This window comes from Hafnia paralvei ATCC 29927 (assembly GCF_001655005.1).
GTDB lineage: Bacteria > Pseudomonadota > Gammaproteobacteria > Enterobacterales > Enterobacteriaceae > Hafnia > Hafnia paralvei.
This window is the reverse complement of sequence record NZ_LXET01000023.1, coordinates 25,093-39,662: the sequence shown is the minus strand read 5'-3', so window position 1 is coordinate 39,662 and position 14,570 is coordinate 25,093. Positions and strand designations below refer to the sequence as shown.

At 45.7% G+C, this 14,570-nt stretch carries 11 protein-coding genes and 2 pseudogenes; 4 read left to right on the top strand and 9 right to left on the bottom strand.

All coding sequences use genetic code 11. From position 1 onward, the window contains the following. The 6 genes and pseudogenes from M988_RS23245 to M988_RS07120 form a co-directional block, all read right to left on the bottom strand. Positions 1 to 1,893, bottom strand: a 1,893-nt coding sequence (locus M988_RS23245; protein WP_156518157.1) for an autotransporter outer membrane beta-barrel domain-containing protein, incomplete at its 3' end; no start/stop codon positions are given. 560 nt (positions 1,894 to 2,453) lie between these two features. Further along, positions 2,454 to 2,666: a tail fiber domain-containing protein gene (locus M988_RS23335; protein ID WP_352153825.1), complete on the bottom strand. Its 213-nt coding sequence runs from the start codon at positions 2,664 to 2,666 to the stop codon at positions 2,454 to 2,456. Between the two features lie 127 nt (positions 2,667 to 2,793). Further along, positions 2,794 to 3,315, bottom strand: coding sequence for a tail fiber assembly protein (locus M988_RS07135; RefSeq protein ID WP_064573451.1), 522 nt, complete (start codon positions 3,313 to 3,315; stop codon positions 2,794 to 2,796). A 14-nt stretch (positions 3,316 to 3,329) separates the two neighbouring features. Next, positions 3,330 to 5,165: a phage tail-collar fiber domain-containing protein gene (locus tag M988_RS23125; RefSeq protein WP_248846499.1), complete on the bottom strand. Its 1,836-nt coding sequence runs from the start codon at positions 5,163 to 5,165 to the stop codon at positions 3,330 to 3,332. Then, complete coding sequence (locus tag M988_RS07125) at positions 5,158 to 5,709, bottom strand: phage tail protein I (RefSeq protein ID WP_064573448.1); 552 nt, start codon at positions 5,707 to 5,709, stop codon at positions 5,158 to 5,160. Before M988_RS07125 ends, M988_RS23125 begins: the two co-directional genes overlap by 8 nt. Beyond that, positions 5,702 to 6,217: pseudogene (locus M988_RS07120) on the bottom strand (baseplate assembly protein); the annotation flags it as partial. The gene M988_RS07125 and the pseudogene M988_RS07120, both read right to left, overlap by 8 nt. A gap of 16 nt (positions 6,218 to 6,233) precedes the next feature. Here M988_RS07120 and M988_RS23120 point away from each other — a divergent pair. The 4 genes and pseudogenes from M988_RS23120 to M988_RS07100 all read left to right on the top strand — a co-directional run. Further along, positions 6,234 to 6,623, top strand: a pseudogene (locus M988_RS23120) (glycosyltransferase); the annotation flags it as partial. A gap of 637 nt (positions 6,624 to 7,260) precedes the next feature. Beyond that, positions 7,261 to 8,016, top strand: coding sequence for an AraC family transcriptional regulator (locus M988_RS07110; protein ID WP_064573447.1), 756 nt, complete (start codon positions 7,261 to 7,263; stop codon positions 8,014 to 8,016). Positions 8,017 to 8,153: 137 nt separating this feature from the next. Continuing rightward, on the top strand, positions 8,154 to 8,474 hold the full coding sequence (hdeB, locus tag M988_RS07105) for an acid-activated periplasmic chaperone HdeB (RefSeq protein ID WP_004089553.1): 321 nt from the start codon (positions 8,154 to 8,156) through the stop codon (positions 8,472 to 8,474). 442 nt (positions 8,475 to 8,916) lie between these two features. After that, positions 8,917 to 9,186 (top strand): DUF1883 domain-containing protein, encoded by a 270-nt coding sequence (locus tag M988_RS07100; RefSeq protein WP_020303676.1) that lies wholly within the window; start codon positions 8,917 to 8,919, stop codon positions 9,184 to 9,186. 300 nt (positions 9,187 to 9,486) lie between these two features. Here the strand turns inward: M988_RS07100 and rhlE are convergent, their stop codons facing one another. From rhlE to M988_RS07085, 3 genes are all read right to left on the bottom strand, one after another. After that, complete coding sequence (rhlE, locus tag M988_RS07095) at positions 9,487 to 10,884, bottom strand: ATP-dependent RNA helicase RhlE (RefSeq protein ID WP_061059823.1); 1,398 nt, start codon at positions 10,882 to 10,884, stop codon at positions 9,487 to 9,489. A gap of 352 nt (positions 10,885 to 11,236) precedes the next feature. After that, a complete protein-coding gene (locus M988_RS07090; protein ID WP_064573446.1) occupies positions 11,237 to 12,406 on the bottom strand; it encodes a beta-barrel domain-containing protein in 1,170 nt (389 codons plus the stop codon). Positions 12,407 to 12,417: 11 nt separating this feature from the next. Then, a complete protein-coding gene (locus M988_RS07085) occupies positions 12,418 to 14,562 on the bottom strand; it encodes a type I secretion system permease/ATPase (protein WP_039187546.1) in 2,145 nt (714 codons plus the stop codon). Positions 14,563 to 14,570 lie beyond the last annotated feature (8 nt).

Below are 14,570 nucleotides of genomic sequence, written 5' to 3'. Positions count from 1 at the left end.
CGTCTGGTTATGGCTGTTGGCATAACCCGTCATTAGCCCCAGATGACCGCGGTTTAAACCATCCGTTGACCACTGCGCAACATCGCCGCCCAACTGAGCCACATAGCTATTACTTTGTGTTTTCAACTGCCCGCTGCTGTCACGCCAGTTGTTATGTCCACCCACCTGACGCAGCCATAAGCTTGTGACCTTCTTCTCACCGGTCAGCGCGTCGACATATTGGGTTTCACCTAAACGATCGTGCAACCGCGTATTAAACAAGGTATTTGCCGCGGCAAGGTTGGCAATATAGCTCCCACCTTCAGGTCGATTAACATGCTCCCCACTCGTTGGTGGAGTAACTGGTGGGTCTACTGGATCAACAGGAGGATTGACTGGTGGTTCTATAGGGTCTACTGGTGGTTCTATAGGGTCTACTGGTGGATCTGTAGGGTCTACTGGCGGATCTGTAGGGTCTACTGGTGGTACATTATTCTGGCTAGTTAGGTACCAATTATTAGCTTTGCTGCCCTGACCACGCACTAAAGAATAATCATAAGCTCCCGCAACAATACGTCCTTCCTGAGTAAATACACCAGCAGATTGACCACCAACAGTAATTAGCTCAATCCCATTCAGTGTTTGATCACCAGTACCGCCAACGTTAGTAACACTAACACCAGTATTACCAAAGGTATTTCCTGTAACAACCAGCTTATCTGTTAACGCACTATCATTACCTAGTACTGTATTAAATCGGATGTGTCCATTTTCACCTGTATAGTCGCCATCAACAAGTAAAGTAGAAAAAGAATTACCTGTCTTAGATTTAAAAATAATAGTACCTGCATTGTTTAACTCATTAATGGTAGCCTTGTTAGACACCCCATCATCTTCTGAGTAAACGTTAAGTATACTATCATTCCCCTCCAAAGATACTTTATCAAAATGAGAGTTTTTATCACTCTTCAACTCTAGAGTTAAATTCGAGTAATCTTTTATTAAGGTTGTACCTTTTATCTCAGAACCAGCAGATGCAAATGCCGTTGAGTTATCATGTAAGGTTATGTCTTTTACGGTAGAACCTTCATGAATTGAAATGGTTGCACTGTCAAAAAGAACAGAGGACTCAGCCATGCCACCACTCATGACTATTTGTTTACCACTGCCATTCAGAATGGTATTAATAGCTGTGCCAGCCACCTGTTGCACGCCATCATTAATGGTGGTGTCTTCAGCGTTCCCATTAACATCAACAATTTGTGAGCCACCACTGTTTATAGTCGTACTAGTCACTAAACCATTTGATAAAACCCTTTGCACCCCTCCATCATTTACTTTTGTACTATCTGCTTTTCCTGTAACGTTTTGGCTACCATTATTAATTATTGTATTTGTTGCAACACCATTGCCTTGTACCTTCTGCACACCGCCATTCAATATGGTGGTATTATCAGAATGCCCTTGTAATAATTGAGTCCCATTATCTATAGTCGTATTATTTGCTGTCCCTTTACCATATACAACTTGCTGCCCTCCATTAGATATAACAGTATCTAATGCGGTACCAGAAACATTTTGTTTCCCACCATTTATTACAGTATCTATAGCATCTCCTGATACCGACATAGTCCCTCCAGCATTAATGGTAGTACTATTGGCAGTGGCATCCAATTGCACTCCCATCACTCCACCATTATTTATGGTTATACTTTCGGAGCTAGATCCTGCGCCCAAGCTCACATGGCCTTTCTTATCAATGTTACTATCTGATATAAAATCACCATTATTTAAACCAAGGAATTTATCAACAGCCAGCCCATTATAATCCTTAGCTAGAGCTATATTTGGTTGAAATGAAATAATCAAGGCGGGAACAATAAAAAAATTACTTTTAACTTTAACAATTTTCATAAATGTAAATAATGTTAATCCAGAGTAAAGTGTGTGTTATTGTTAATTGCATCATAAAATCTAACGCATAGTATTACATTTATACAAAAAAACTACCAGTCCAAAGGCTCATGTTACAAATCTAGAGTTAAATAAGCGATAGTATTATTAGCAACATTGAAAAACACCAACAATAAATAGGATTCATCCCAATAAAATAATTTCCATGCTTAATCGATATGATTATTTCTAAACCCATATTAATAAAGTTTAAACTTATTTAATACTTGCAGATAGGCTTACCCCAGAGGCACCAACTTCTATGACCAGTGATATACTAATTAGAGGGATTGACAATTATGCTAGAAGGATGCGTCATTTAGTTAAAAGTTGATTTATAACTTCATTTAATATTTTTAACTGCTCTTTAAGTCCAGTGATTTCTTTTTGGATTGACTCACGACTTTGTCTTTCATCGTTAATGCTAGCAATCAAAAGCCCGATTATTCCACTATACTCCACAGCGTAATGCCGTGATCCTCCATCTGTTTGTTCAAACGCTTCATCCTCCCATCCGGAGATTAATTTGATCCGACGTCATCCCGTGTTGTTGAGATTAGTTCTGGCAAAACCTCCATCACCTCTTGATCAATAACGCACGCAGACGGAAGCCCACTGTCCTTCCATGTAAACGTATACCCACTGAATTGTGAAATTTTATCTATAGCGACAATATTATCTTTCCGTGCTATATCATGCGGTTGAGCCAACGTTTTACACGTTACTATTAACATTAAGAATCTAGCCATCGGTGTTTAATTGAGTATAAGTGCAATAGGTGAAATAACTTAAACGCATTAGCGATCCACTGGTGTTTTCATGCGCCGGTCTCTTGAATACGGACCGGCGCAAAACCATCTGCTACACCTCTGGTTTTTTAGGCCAATCAACATCCGGCGCTTTACTTACATCCACTCGGCTGAGCAACACAAAGTAAGTTTTCCACACTTTGAGCTTAGCTAATTCTTCATCAGTCGCGATGCCTACATCAAAGGCGGCCTGTAACGGCGCGATTTTTTGATTCGCCTCCACCATCAGTTGTGCACGGGTTTCTTCGACCTGCGCAATGAATTCGGATCTTGGGATTACACGCGGTGTGATTTTCTTGCCGTCAAAAATCCAATTACCGTCGAGCCGTTCAGGAAAGTCATTCGGAATACTCTTCTTGCTGACCTCTGCAACAGATAGGTTTTCAGGGAATAACTCGACCGCGTTGTAGCTTTGCTGACGGATAACCCCATCCGCTTGATAGGCAATTTTTAGCTTTTCCGCGCTTAACTTTTCACGCACATCATACCAATCTTGACCGTCTTCAGACTGGAGATGTAGCGCGCCATCCTCGGCGCGTTCTGCTTCGCTCCGTGTAAAATTTTTATAAATCATGCAGCCTTTCTCCCTTACGCAATGTTTTTCCAAGACCCAGCGATATATTTTTGAATGCGACGGAAATAGATCCGTGAGATATAAAAACCAACGCCGCCGCCTGTAGGCTTGGTAGTTCCCACGATGGCGGTGATACACGCGCCTAAAGGAATACTGGCCTGTCCGGGGTAAGGAATATCTTTATATTCTTCGGCACCCATCTGTAGGTTGTTGATATACCGCGCATCAAAATTGTTGTAATTGCTAGGTATCATCTGGCCTGCAAATCCCAACGTTGTCGTGTTCCAATAGCCATACATTCGGCCATTAGCATATAAATCCACTTGACCATCGACAGAGCTGCGCAAGCCTGAATCGTTATCACCAATATTTATCGCAGCATTTCCAACACCACCGACCTGTAATGTATTTTTCACCGTCAGATTTCCATTAAGGGTGCCACCACCAATAGGCAGCGCCCCTACCGCACTTGCGCTAGGTGGATTATTTTTGCTGTAGATATAATCCCATGCCGACCATTTATTTGAGGCTACATCGTAGATGCGGCTAAAGACGACAGAGCTGTTATAAGGCCGGTATTCTTGAGTGCATCCGTCATTACCATTTGCACCATTTCTCATAACGCATAAGCTACCGGCTGAATTGACAGGGTAATTTAATGCAGTTGTGGCATTTGAATTTGTTGATTGAAAGTAGAACCCCTGTTTTGTCCCTGTAAGTGTATTTAGGTTCGTTCCTGTTGGTAGAATGCCATTGTCTGGAAATGCTCGAATATCACTTGCCGAGGGTTTATTTAATGGTCCATAAAGTTTTTGAATACGCTTAACGACAATAGCACCATCGCTTTTGTTCACCGCTAGCCATTCAACGGATAGGTTCCCTGCAGAATCAACAAAGAGGTTGGCGGTTAATCTCTGTTTGTTATCACCGTTCGAACCATACGATAAGTGAATGCCCGTTCCATAACCGCCAAAATGACTATTTGCAGCGCCGCCGCCTTGGTTAAAAAAGGTATTGCCAATACTGGTTGGCGATAAAATATCGCTATCCACCATACCCACACCGCTCGCCCCCCCCCACGCGCCATTTATCATCAATGCATTAGGGGTATTATCCGTAATAGATTTTTGAACGTTGGAAGTTGCAGCTGTGCCAAGCGCTAAATTCTTACGCGCCAGCAGTTTATCGCTTAGATCGGACAGATTCTTATTTTTTTCTAGGCGCGTATTGGCATTATCATTGGCCGCTTTCACTGCAGCCGGTGTTGCCGCCTGTATTTCACTCGTGCTGTTAGTCGCACTATTGAGTTGCACCAACCCCCTTTGCTTTGTTGAGGCATCCACGATCGCCAGCGACTCTCGGGCTGTCTTTTGCGCCTGCGCACCTCGCCCACGGATTTCAGTCAGATCCTGGTCAATCCGTAAAAACAGTCCATCGCCTGTCGCTACGTTTAACGTGATATTGGCCGTATCTGACACCGCCAGACGAAACTGCATATTGACGCTGACACCGCCCACAGGCTTTTCAATCGCAGCACAGTTCGCCACGGCATACAGCTCGCCTGCGTCAGTAAGCATTCCGATTTCACGGACGGTAAAACCGCCCACCTCAGTCGGTAGGACGACTTTCGCCATCATCTGGGTCGGTTGATCGGGAGAAACACTCAGTTCCCCAATATCCCCTCGGTACTGCTCATTGATAAGCTTGGTCTGTGTTGGCTTGGGGGCCACCGCCTGCCCATTGCCATCCCCTACGACAAATTTCGCCAGCGTAATTTTGGTTCCACTCGCCAGCGCCTCGGCCTCGAGCTCTTTGCCTCGATTCGTGATAATGCTGTAAAAGTTAGCCATTGGGCTCCCGTGCAAAAATATCGATATCAACATGCGCCGTTACCGCACCCGAAATGTAAAATGCCCCCTCAGTCCCCACGTCGGTGATCACATCTATCTTGCTCAGATGGCTGCGGAGGTTTTTGGCGCGGTCGGTAAGGTTGCGGATCTGTTCATACAAGGCTTCGGTCACACCCTGCGTGCTATAAACCTCAATGCGGAAGGTATACGGAGCTTGTCTTGGTTGATCTTGCCACCACTCCACCACCGTAGTCGGTAGCCCCACAGCGCTTAACGATCGTCGCACTGCGCCTGCGGTCCCTCGATGCTGATGGACATACGCTGCATCCGCGATAACCTGCCGCTTTTGCGCCTCGTCCCATTCGGGGTTCCAATAGTCCACCGCGTATTCCCATGCTAACCACGGCAACAAATGTGCCGGACAGGTCGCGGGATCTTTGACATGCCGAATGGGAACCGGCAGCGCAAGAATTTGTTCAGCGCTAGCCTGCTCGAGCGCACGTTCTGAGGTGAGCGCATTGAGAGGAAGTAACGTTTTATACATCGCCTCCCCCCAGCAAACTCAAGGTGATCGCGCTGCAATAAGGCGCTGATCCCGTTTTAGCTTCAATATCCGCGGTGGGTTGTTCTAGATGAACGCGGGTGACACCCGGTTGATGCAGGGCGCGGTAAATACCCGAAAGCGGTGCCACACCGCCAATGCGATGCACCTGCGCCACATAGGTTTCTAGCGCTGCTCTTGCGCTCTCCAATACCGTCTGCGCGTCAGGACCATCAGGAATATCCAGCGTGGCCACCACGGCGTATTCACTCAAAACTGCGCTTTGTACCGTGACGTAATCCGTTAACGGTCGCACTTCATCTTCGTTTAATGCATGACTGACCGTATCAAGTAGCGCTTGGGGGGCGGTACCGCTTCCGGTACGTGATAGCACATACACATCCACCTCACCGGGTCGGTTGTGGGTTTGGGGTCCATAGGCCTCGGCGTCCAATACATCGGGATCGGCGGACTTGGCGTAAAAGCGGTAAGCATTACGCGCACCGGCGGTACATGATCTAAACCTTAAAGGACATATTGCTGCTGTAGTTGCTGACTCTAAAGAGATGCAACAGAAAGCCAGCACACTAGGATACGGTATTGATACCGATAAATATTTCAATGCAGGATTTTTATTTATCAATGTATCTGAGTGGAATTTTAAAAATGTCACCGCCGTGGCATTTAACATGATCAATAGCGGTACAATTTATAAATATGCCGATCAGGATGTATTAAATATACTCTTAAACGAAAACATTAAATTAATTGACAAGAAATATAATAAAACTATAACGCTAAGCCCTATCGATAGGGTAGATGATAATGCATCTCGTGGCACAACCATTTTGCATTATGTTACAAAAAATAAACCGTGGTTTATGATATTTGAGTCTCGATTTTCTTTTATTACCTGAATCAATCTCCATGGAAAGACACGCAATTAAAACTGACACCTAATGCTAGCCTGCTTAGAATAAAGGCAAAAAAAACTCCTTTCTGATAAGAAATTTGTCGATTGGATAAAATATTTCTCCCTATATATTAAATATAAATTATTTAGCAAATAAAACCATCAGCATTATTCATGTAGCATTTGACCTAAATTGGCTATTTCAAATGCTACATCATTAATCTCTTAACCTTCCACCGAGCCTAGTGTAGTTCGGCGCACCTCTTCCTCGATATGAATTCACGCACCTCATCATAACCATCATTATAGTTTTTCATGGGACTATATCGTTAAATATAAAAACAAGCATCACTGTGATTAGAAAAAACGATAAAGATATAGATTTCATGAGGCTATAACCTCTGTACATACTTTAAAAAAAGCTTATTTTTATAAAAAAATACATAATAGTGATACTCAAATTTCTCATAATTAAATAAACCTAAAAGCATTTGAAATACCAATTAAGATAAATCTTATATTCATTTCATAGTGATATTATTTCATTTTACATCCAATTAACATTGAGCTATATCTACGGCTATCACTGATTAAAGTGATTTATAACAATTAGATTATATTGAGTACTTATTGGAGGGTGTATGAAGCTTGGATATGATAGCTGTTTTGCGGTTGTGCTTTGTCATCAAGAATCAACGGTAGTCATTGATGATATTACAAAAGTCCTTGTACCTGCATGCCATAAAATACTCCTCAACTGTCAAGCAAGCAGTCATACCATACTGTCTGATGGGCTGATTGAAGTGATAAAAATTGATCACTGCACTATTCGTGACTTTTTGGCATCAACGACATCTGATGCTTATCATTTGCCCTATAGACCGAAAAAAAAATATTGGGAGTTTATCTCTAAATGCATATTCGTTGAGGTATTCTCATTAGTCATCAGACTTTCAAAAAGTTCCCACTTATCAACGATAGAGGCATACTATCACAAGAGATTACTTCATTTACTGCTTTATACATTCTCCACAGATAAAGACTTTATCCCCTACCTCGTCAAAGAGATTAATTTAGGGCTAGCATTCGCTGTTCAAGAGTTAATTATGAGTGACCTTACAAAAAACTGGTCTTTAGACTCAATCGCAAGATTACTTTTTGTCAGTTCAAGCACCTTAAAGAAAAAACTTAAGCAGGAAGGTACGAGTTACCAAAAAATACTTGTTAAGAGTAGGATGCAGTATGCTGCTAAGCAGTTGAGTATAAACAGTAACCTAACAATATCACAGCTAGCTGAGCAGTGCGGCTATAGCCATTTATCTTACTTTATATTTGTATTTAAAAACCATTACGGCGTTACACCTTATCAATTTTGCCGAAAACAGATGGCTGCGTAACAGCCCACCGAGACTTAGATCCTTGCCGTTGTAAATATCCAAAACCGACAAACTTTGGCCCATTTTTTGTCAAATTTAAATTTTATCAGCCTATACTTACAGCGATAATTTTCGACATATGTATAAAGGATATCTTAATGAAAACTAAACATGCTTTACTATCTGGATGCGCTTTAGCGGCAAGCCTACTACTTGCATCAATAACCAGCGTGCAGGCAGCAGAAAATAACCCAAGCAAAATGACCTGTGAAGAGTTCGTCAACCTGAATCCTAAAGCCATGGCTCCTGTCGCGCTTTGGATGCTCAACGATAAGACTGAATACAAAGGTGGAGATTCTGTTGATCTGAATATGGTCGAAACCGTCGCCGTTCCTCAAACACTCGAGTTTTGCAAAAAATCCCCAAAAGCTAACGTCTACGAATTCAAAAACAACCTACAATCGCTGATTGCTCATTAGTTTTCTCCTGTAGAGAGCAACATGTTATCGCGTCGACCTGCACGCTCAGGTCGACGCAAATTTTTATTGTCAGCACAACAATAAATGGCTTCCATCCTGAAGCAAACCTCATCCATCTATAAATAAATCATGCACGAATTTTGTTAAATGGTTTAATAAAGCGATTTATCCTATCCAACACCCACCCCCACACCACTTAAAAAACTTTTTATTTTCAATCAGTTAATTAATTCAATAAGATTTGATTATATAAAAAAATCAAAACACGCATTTGGTTAATAAATTTAATAGATCTAAATCAATAACTTATGTAAATTTATGCGTTATAACAATTTCATCACTCAACGTAATTTGTAAGTTTCCCTGGTGTTGGCCTATGGCTACTCTCATCCACACATACGGGGATGAGAGTTTTTTTTTATTGCGTATGGAGCTCTATTGAATGAAAACCAGTCGTTGCTATTTAGCGGGCAATAGCTATGTGAAAGTAGTATGTTCGGAGCCTGCAAAGGTTCTTCTGATCCATGAAAAGCAATACGACCGCTTTTGTCGCGATAGCTGGGCTGATTATCATGGGGGGTTTTTTAGTTCTTTTCCCGCGGTGATAGAAGTTCCGTATGACGGTATATGGAACATCGTTATCGATACGCACAGCGCAGAATCCGCTCCTCCATCTGTCAAAATAAGCATCATTTCAGATAGTGACTCATGAGCGGGCTAGCTGCGCATCCGCCACACACCTTGGACTGTTACCTGCGTCATAACTCAAAACACGGCTTTATGCTAAGCTGTGCCCTCTTCAAATTAGCCAGAGACCCCTAATGAGAAAAATAACCATCGTGATGATTATCATGGCCGCTGCGGTATACGCGTATAACTACCTTTGATTTCCTTGCACCGCAAACTTCGCGGTGCTGGCTTATCGATTTTCTCTATTTTACTTGTACAAAAAATTCGACCATAAAAAAAGCCAGCCCGAAGGCTGGCTTTTATCATGAATCGAGGACGACACTTACGCAGTCGTTGCCGTTTTCTTGTTTCCACGATACGGACGACGCTGCTGTGATGCAGGGGCATCACCGCGAGATTCAGGCTTACGTCCTTCTCCCTGCGCACGGCGTTGGCCACCGTTGTTTGCGCGAGGTTTATCGCCGGAGCGAGCGCCATCACGCGATTGTCCGTTACCTTGGCTGCGTCCCTGAGATTGACCACGGCCTTGACCGCGACCTTGGCTTTGACGGCCATTCTGGATTGGATCGGCCTTAATGCTAGGGTCTGGCTCATAGCCTTCAATAGCGATACGCGGAATTTCGCGTTTAAGCAGGCGCTCAATATCACGCAGCAGCTTATGTTCATCCACGCAGACTAATGACAGTGCTTCGCCGGTACATTCGGCACGACCAGTACGGCCGATACGGTGTACGTAATCTTCCGGTACGTTTGGCAGCTCGAAGTTAACCACATGAGGTAACTGATCGATATCTAAACCACGAGCGGCGATATCGGTCGCCACCAGTACACGAATTGAGCCTGTTTTGAAGTCGGCTAATGCTCGGGTACGTGCGCCTTGGCTTTTATTACCATGAATAGCCGCAGCGGTGATACCGTCTTTATTCAACTGTTCAGCCAAATGGTTTGCACCATATTTAGTACGGGTAAATACCAGCACCTGCTGCCAATTATGAGTGCCAATCAGCTGCGACAGCAGTTCACGCTTACGGCGTTTATCCACAAAATGCACCGACTGCGCAACCTGCTCAGAGGCAGTGTTGCGACGCGCGACCTCAACGGAGGCAGGATTGGTCAGCAGTTTGTTTGCCAGTTCTTTGATTTCGTCAGAGAACGTTGCGGAAAACAGCAGGTTTTGGCGCTTAGCGGGCAGCTTAGCTAACACGCGACGGATATCATGGATAAAGCCCATATCCAGCATACGGTCAGCTTCATCCAACACCAAAATCTCAACTTTAGACAAGTCAACCGCGTGTTGATGTTCCAAGTCCAGCAAACGTCCCGGCGTTGCCACCAGCACATCAACACCACCGCGTAGTTTCATCATCTGCGGGTTAATGCTGACGCCACCGAAGACAACCAGAGAACGAAGATTCAAATACTTGCTGTAATCACGCACGTTCTCGCCGATCTGGGCTGCCAGCTCGCGGGTTGGTGTCAAAATTAACGCGCGTACAGGGCGACGGCCTTTTACTGGCTGAGCATCCTGAGAAAGAATTTGTAACAGCGGCAAGGTAAAGCCCGCGGTTTTACCCGTGCCCGTTTGCGCACTGGCCATCAGGTCACGGCGCTGTAGAACGACGGGGATAGCTTGGGATTGGATAGGCGTAGGTTCGCGGTAGCCCTGTTCTTCAACAGCGCGCAGCAATTCGGCACTCAGGCCGAGAGTATCAAAAGACATATTAGGGTAAAACTCCAAATCCACCTTGACCCGAAAGGACGGGTGCAGTTTCCGGGTGGATTTATCAGACGCGGTAGTATAAGAAATCACCACGAGGGATAGGCACAAACTGCGAGTGCAACATAATTGTGCTGGATTCTAACAGAAAATGTGATCGGAGTCTGATTTGTTTTTTAGGGGGATAAGGTTTCGCTCGCCATTCGTTTATAGAACGGCGGCGAAATGTTTCGACCGCCTATCAATTACGATATTTATACACCACCTCAGTCGAAGGTGTCCGAGCTGAATGTACCAGCGCACACTCCGCACAATAGATATACGAAAAGTTGCGCCGTTATCATATCTCTCATACCTACCGCTCCCTAAGCGCTTCTTTCACCTTATTCAGCGGCTTAATCAAATAATCCAACACCGTTTTCTGACCCGTTTTAATCTCTACGCTGGCCACCATCCCCGGTAATATTGGGAATTTACGCCCTGCTTTGTTGCTTAGCTCTGCGCTTTGGGTACGTACGTATACTCGGTAATAATATTGGTCGCGACGGACTTCATCTTGCAGCGTATCGGGCGAGACAATTTCTACCGTGCCATTTAAGTTGCCATAGATGGAGGAGTCATAAGCGGTGATCTTAACCGTGGCCGGTAGCCCCGGACGAATGTAGGCTATGTCGCGAGGGTTAATACGTGTTTCTATCAGCAGCTGATCTTCTAACGGAACAATTTCCATCAATTTGCCGCCCGGCTGCAACACACCACCAACCGTCATCACCTGAATATCCTTCACGATGCCGCGCACCGGTGAAATCATAGTGACGCGATCTAGCTGATCTTCCTTACCGGCCATAACTTCAAGTTGAGCATCCAAATCGGCATTGTTCTTAACCTGTTCTTCACGCGCCCTGAGGGCATATTGGTTACGAGCATCATCGATTTTGCCCTGTAATTCGCTGGCCTGCCGCTGTAAACGAATAACCTCAACCTGACTTGCCGCCCCTTTGGCAACCAGCGGCTGAGTCATCCTCAGCTCGGCAACCACCAACCGATACGACTCCTGTAAATTCGCCACGGTCTCATTCAAATTACGACGGCGAGACTCATAGAGCTGACGTTCACGCGCCACTAACGCGGGCTCAGCCAGCGTACTGGCACTGAATTTTAGCGGTTCCCCGGTCAGTTCAGAACGCAAACGCTCAGAAGACGCACGAAGCGCCCGCGCTCTGGCCGCGGCTTCACCGTAGTTAGACTGAAATCGCTTGGGATCAAGGCGCGCAAGAATTTGTCCCTTTTTGACAATATCGCCTTCATGCACCAACAGCGCAGAAACAATACCGCCATCCAAACTTTCAATCAGTTGGGCACGGATTGACGTCGTCACCTTACCAGTACCGACGGTGACTTCATCCAGCGTGGCAAAATAGGCCCAAATGAAAAATCCCATCATACCCGCCAACGTGATCCAAACGACTGATGAATAGAAACGTGACTGACGCGCCATATCTTCCTGCATTGTGAGTTCTGCCATATCGCCCCCGCTTAGGCCACAACCGATGTCACGTTACTGTTACGCTGCGCCTGCCCGAGAATCTCGTCTCGAGATCCATCAGCCACCACTTTGCCGTTATCCATCACGATAATTCGATCAACCATGGCTAAAAGCGCGGGTCGATGTGTGACTAGCACCAACGTGCGTCCCGCCATCCAGCTCTGAAGTTGGCGGATCACGTAGCTTTCGAGCTGCTCGTCCATGGACGCCGTTGGTTCGTCTAACAGCACGACCTGGGGATTACGCACGATCATACGGCTGAGCATCACCATTTGCCGCTGTCCTCCAGAAAGCCCACGCCCACCCTCGTTGATCATACGATCTAAACTGGCGGCGTCTTTTTGTACCATGCCTAATGCTCCGCTAATCCGCAGCGCCTGAATCAGTTCCTGATCGGTGGCATGTGGATGTCCTAGCATCAGGTTTTGCCGCAAAGTGCCAAAGAACAGTCGCGAATCCTGCGATAGCAAACCAATCTGTCGCCGAACATCCACCGGATCAATATGAGCCATATCAACGCCATCAATAATTAGCTTTCCTTTGCTAGGCTCTGCCTGACCTGAAAGCAATTTTAACAAGGTGGATTTTCCCGCGCCCACCTTGCCCACCAACGCCACACGTTCGCCGGGTTTTATTTCTAATTCAGGGATATATAACGCCTGTTCCCCTTTCTCTATGTCATAGCTGTATTGCACATTTTCGAACTGGTAGTGCCCCGCTAACGCCGGACAGTGCGCCATTTTTTTCTCTGGATCGCGATCTAACGGTTTCTTCAGCAGCTCATTCAGCCCTGTCATGGCGCTTTTAGCATGCTGCCAGCGTGAAAAGACCATCGTGAGCTGCATGAGTGGCGCAATAGTGCGTGAAGAAAGCAGGCTGCAAGCCACCATGGTACCTGTGGTGATATCCCCTGCCAGCACCAGATATGCTCCAAGAACCAGCATCCCTGCATAGGTAATTTGTTGTACCGTCGAGGCCCATCCGCTAAGCCGAGCGCCCCACACGCGCTGTTTCATGCCGATAGCCGCACTGACATGATGTGTCTGTTCCCACTGACGCTGAAAATAGGGTTCAGCCTGAAGCGCTTTAATATCCTCAACGCCCTCGATGGACTCCACCAGCACCGCGTTACGAATGGCGCTTTCACGCATCCCTTCTTTCGCCAACTTAGCCAGCGGCCACTGGATCAAAATGCCAGGGATCACAATCAGCGGAATAGCGATCAGCGGGATGGCAACCAAAGGCCCGCCCACCATTGCCATAATGGCTAAAAACAGCAGCACGAACGGCATATCCATCGCGGCACCGACGGTTGTCGACGTCAGCAGCTCACGCACCTGATCGATTTCCCGCAGTTGAGAAATAAAAGAACCGGTGGATTTTGGACGCGCATCATTTTTAATCGCCAGCGCTCGGGCAAAGAACATCGATGACACTTTTAAGTCGATATGTTTGCCCATCAGATCGGAAATATGGGTACGTGATAGGCGAATGAAATATTCCAAAAAGGCAGCAAACAAAACGCCGATAAACAGCACCCATAGCGTCGGATACGACTGGGCAGGTATCACTCGATCGTACACCTGCATAGAAAACAGAATTCCCGCCAGCGCGAGTACGTTGCCCAATACCGAGGCGAGAGAGATTTCAGACAGCTTGCGTCCTGCATGTTTAAAGTGATGCCAGAACCAGTGCTCTCGATAAGGCTGCACGAAATCGTCAATGCGTGAGTCTTGCCCGCGAGCCGCAATCCCCAACAGCACCACATCGGGTTGTATGCGTGCCAACAGCGCGTCGAGTTCCTCTTCACGCACCATGTCGCCACAGTCGCTTAACCAATAGCTCACGTGCTTTTCAGCATCCATGTTTTCCAAGATCAGTACAGAACCATCTTCCAACTGCGCCATCACCGGCATGATCTCATTACGCCACTTGACATTGTTTTTTGGACGAATGCTGATCTGTAATCCGAGTAACGCACCCAACCGCTCCAACCGGCGCTGCACGGGAAGATTTTCAAACCAGCGCATCTGCTGGCGTAATGCGGGTATATCGCAGGGAAGTCCAAAACGCCCTGCCGCGCGCCCCATCGCTAAAATCCATTTATCGGCGTTTGCATGTTGATCTGCTGCCATTGCATACC

Bases quoted from the DNA above. Each gene is read 5' to 3' on its own strand.
- M988_RS23335 (WP_352153825.1), bottom strand. From the start codon at position 2,666: ATGTTAATAGTAACGTGTAAAACGTTGGCTCAACCGCATGATATAGCA.
- M988_RS07135 (WP_064573451.1), bottom strand. From the start codon at position 3,315: ATGATTTATAAAAATTTTACACGGAGCGAAGCAGAACGCGCCGAGGAT.
- M988_RS23125 (WP_248846499.1), bottom strand. From the start codon at position 5,165: ATGGCTAACTTTTACAGCATTATCACGAATCGAGGCAAAGAGCTCGAG.
- M988_RS07125 (WP_064573448.1), bottom strand. From the start codon at position 5,709: ATGTATAAAACGTTACTTCCTCTCAATGCGCTCACCTCAGAACGTGCG.
- M988_RS07110 (WP_064573447.1), top strand. From the start codon at position 7,261: ATGAAGCTTGGATATGATAGCTGTTTTGCGGTTGTGCTTTGTCATCAA.
- hdeB (WP_004089553.1), top strand. From the start codon at position 8,154: ATGAAAACTAAACATGCTTTACTATCTGGATGCGCTTTAGCGGCAAGC.
- M988_RS07100 (WP_020303676.1), top strand. From the start codon at position 8,917: ATGAAAACCAGTCGTTGCTATTTAGCGGGCAATAGCTATGTGAAAGTA.
- rhlE (WP_061059823.1), bottom strand. From the start codon at position 10,884: ATGTCTTTTGATACTCTCGGCCTGAGTGCCGAATTGCTGCGCGCTGTT.
- M988_RS07090 (WP_064573446.1), bottom strand. From the start codon at position 12,406: ATGGCAGAACTCACAATGCAGGAAGATATGGCGCGTCAGTCACGTTTC.
- M988_RS07085 (WP_039187546.1), bottom strand. From the start codon at position 14,562: ATGGCAGCAGATCAACATGCAAACGCCGATAAATGGATTTTAGCGATG.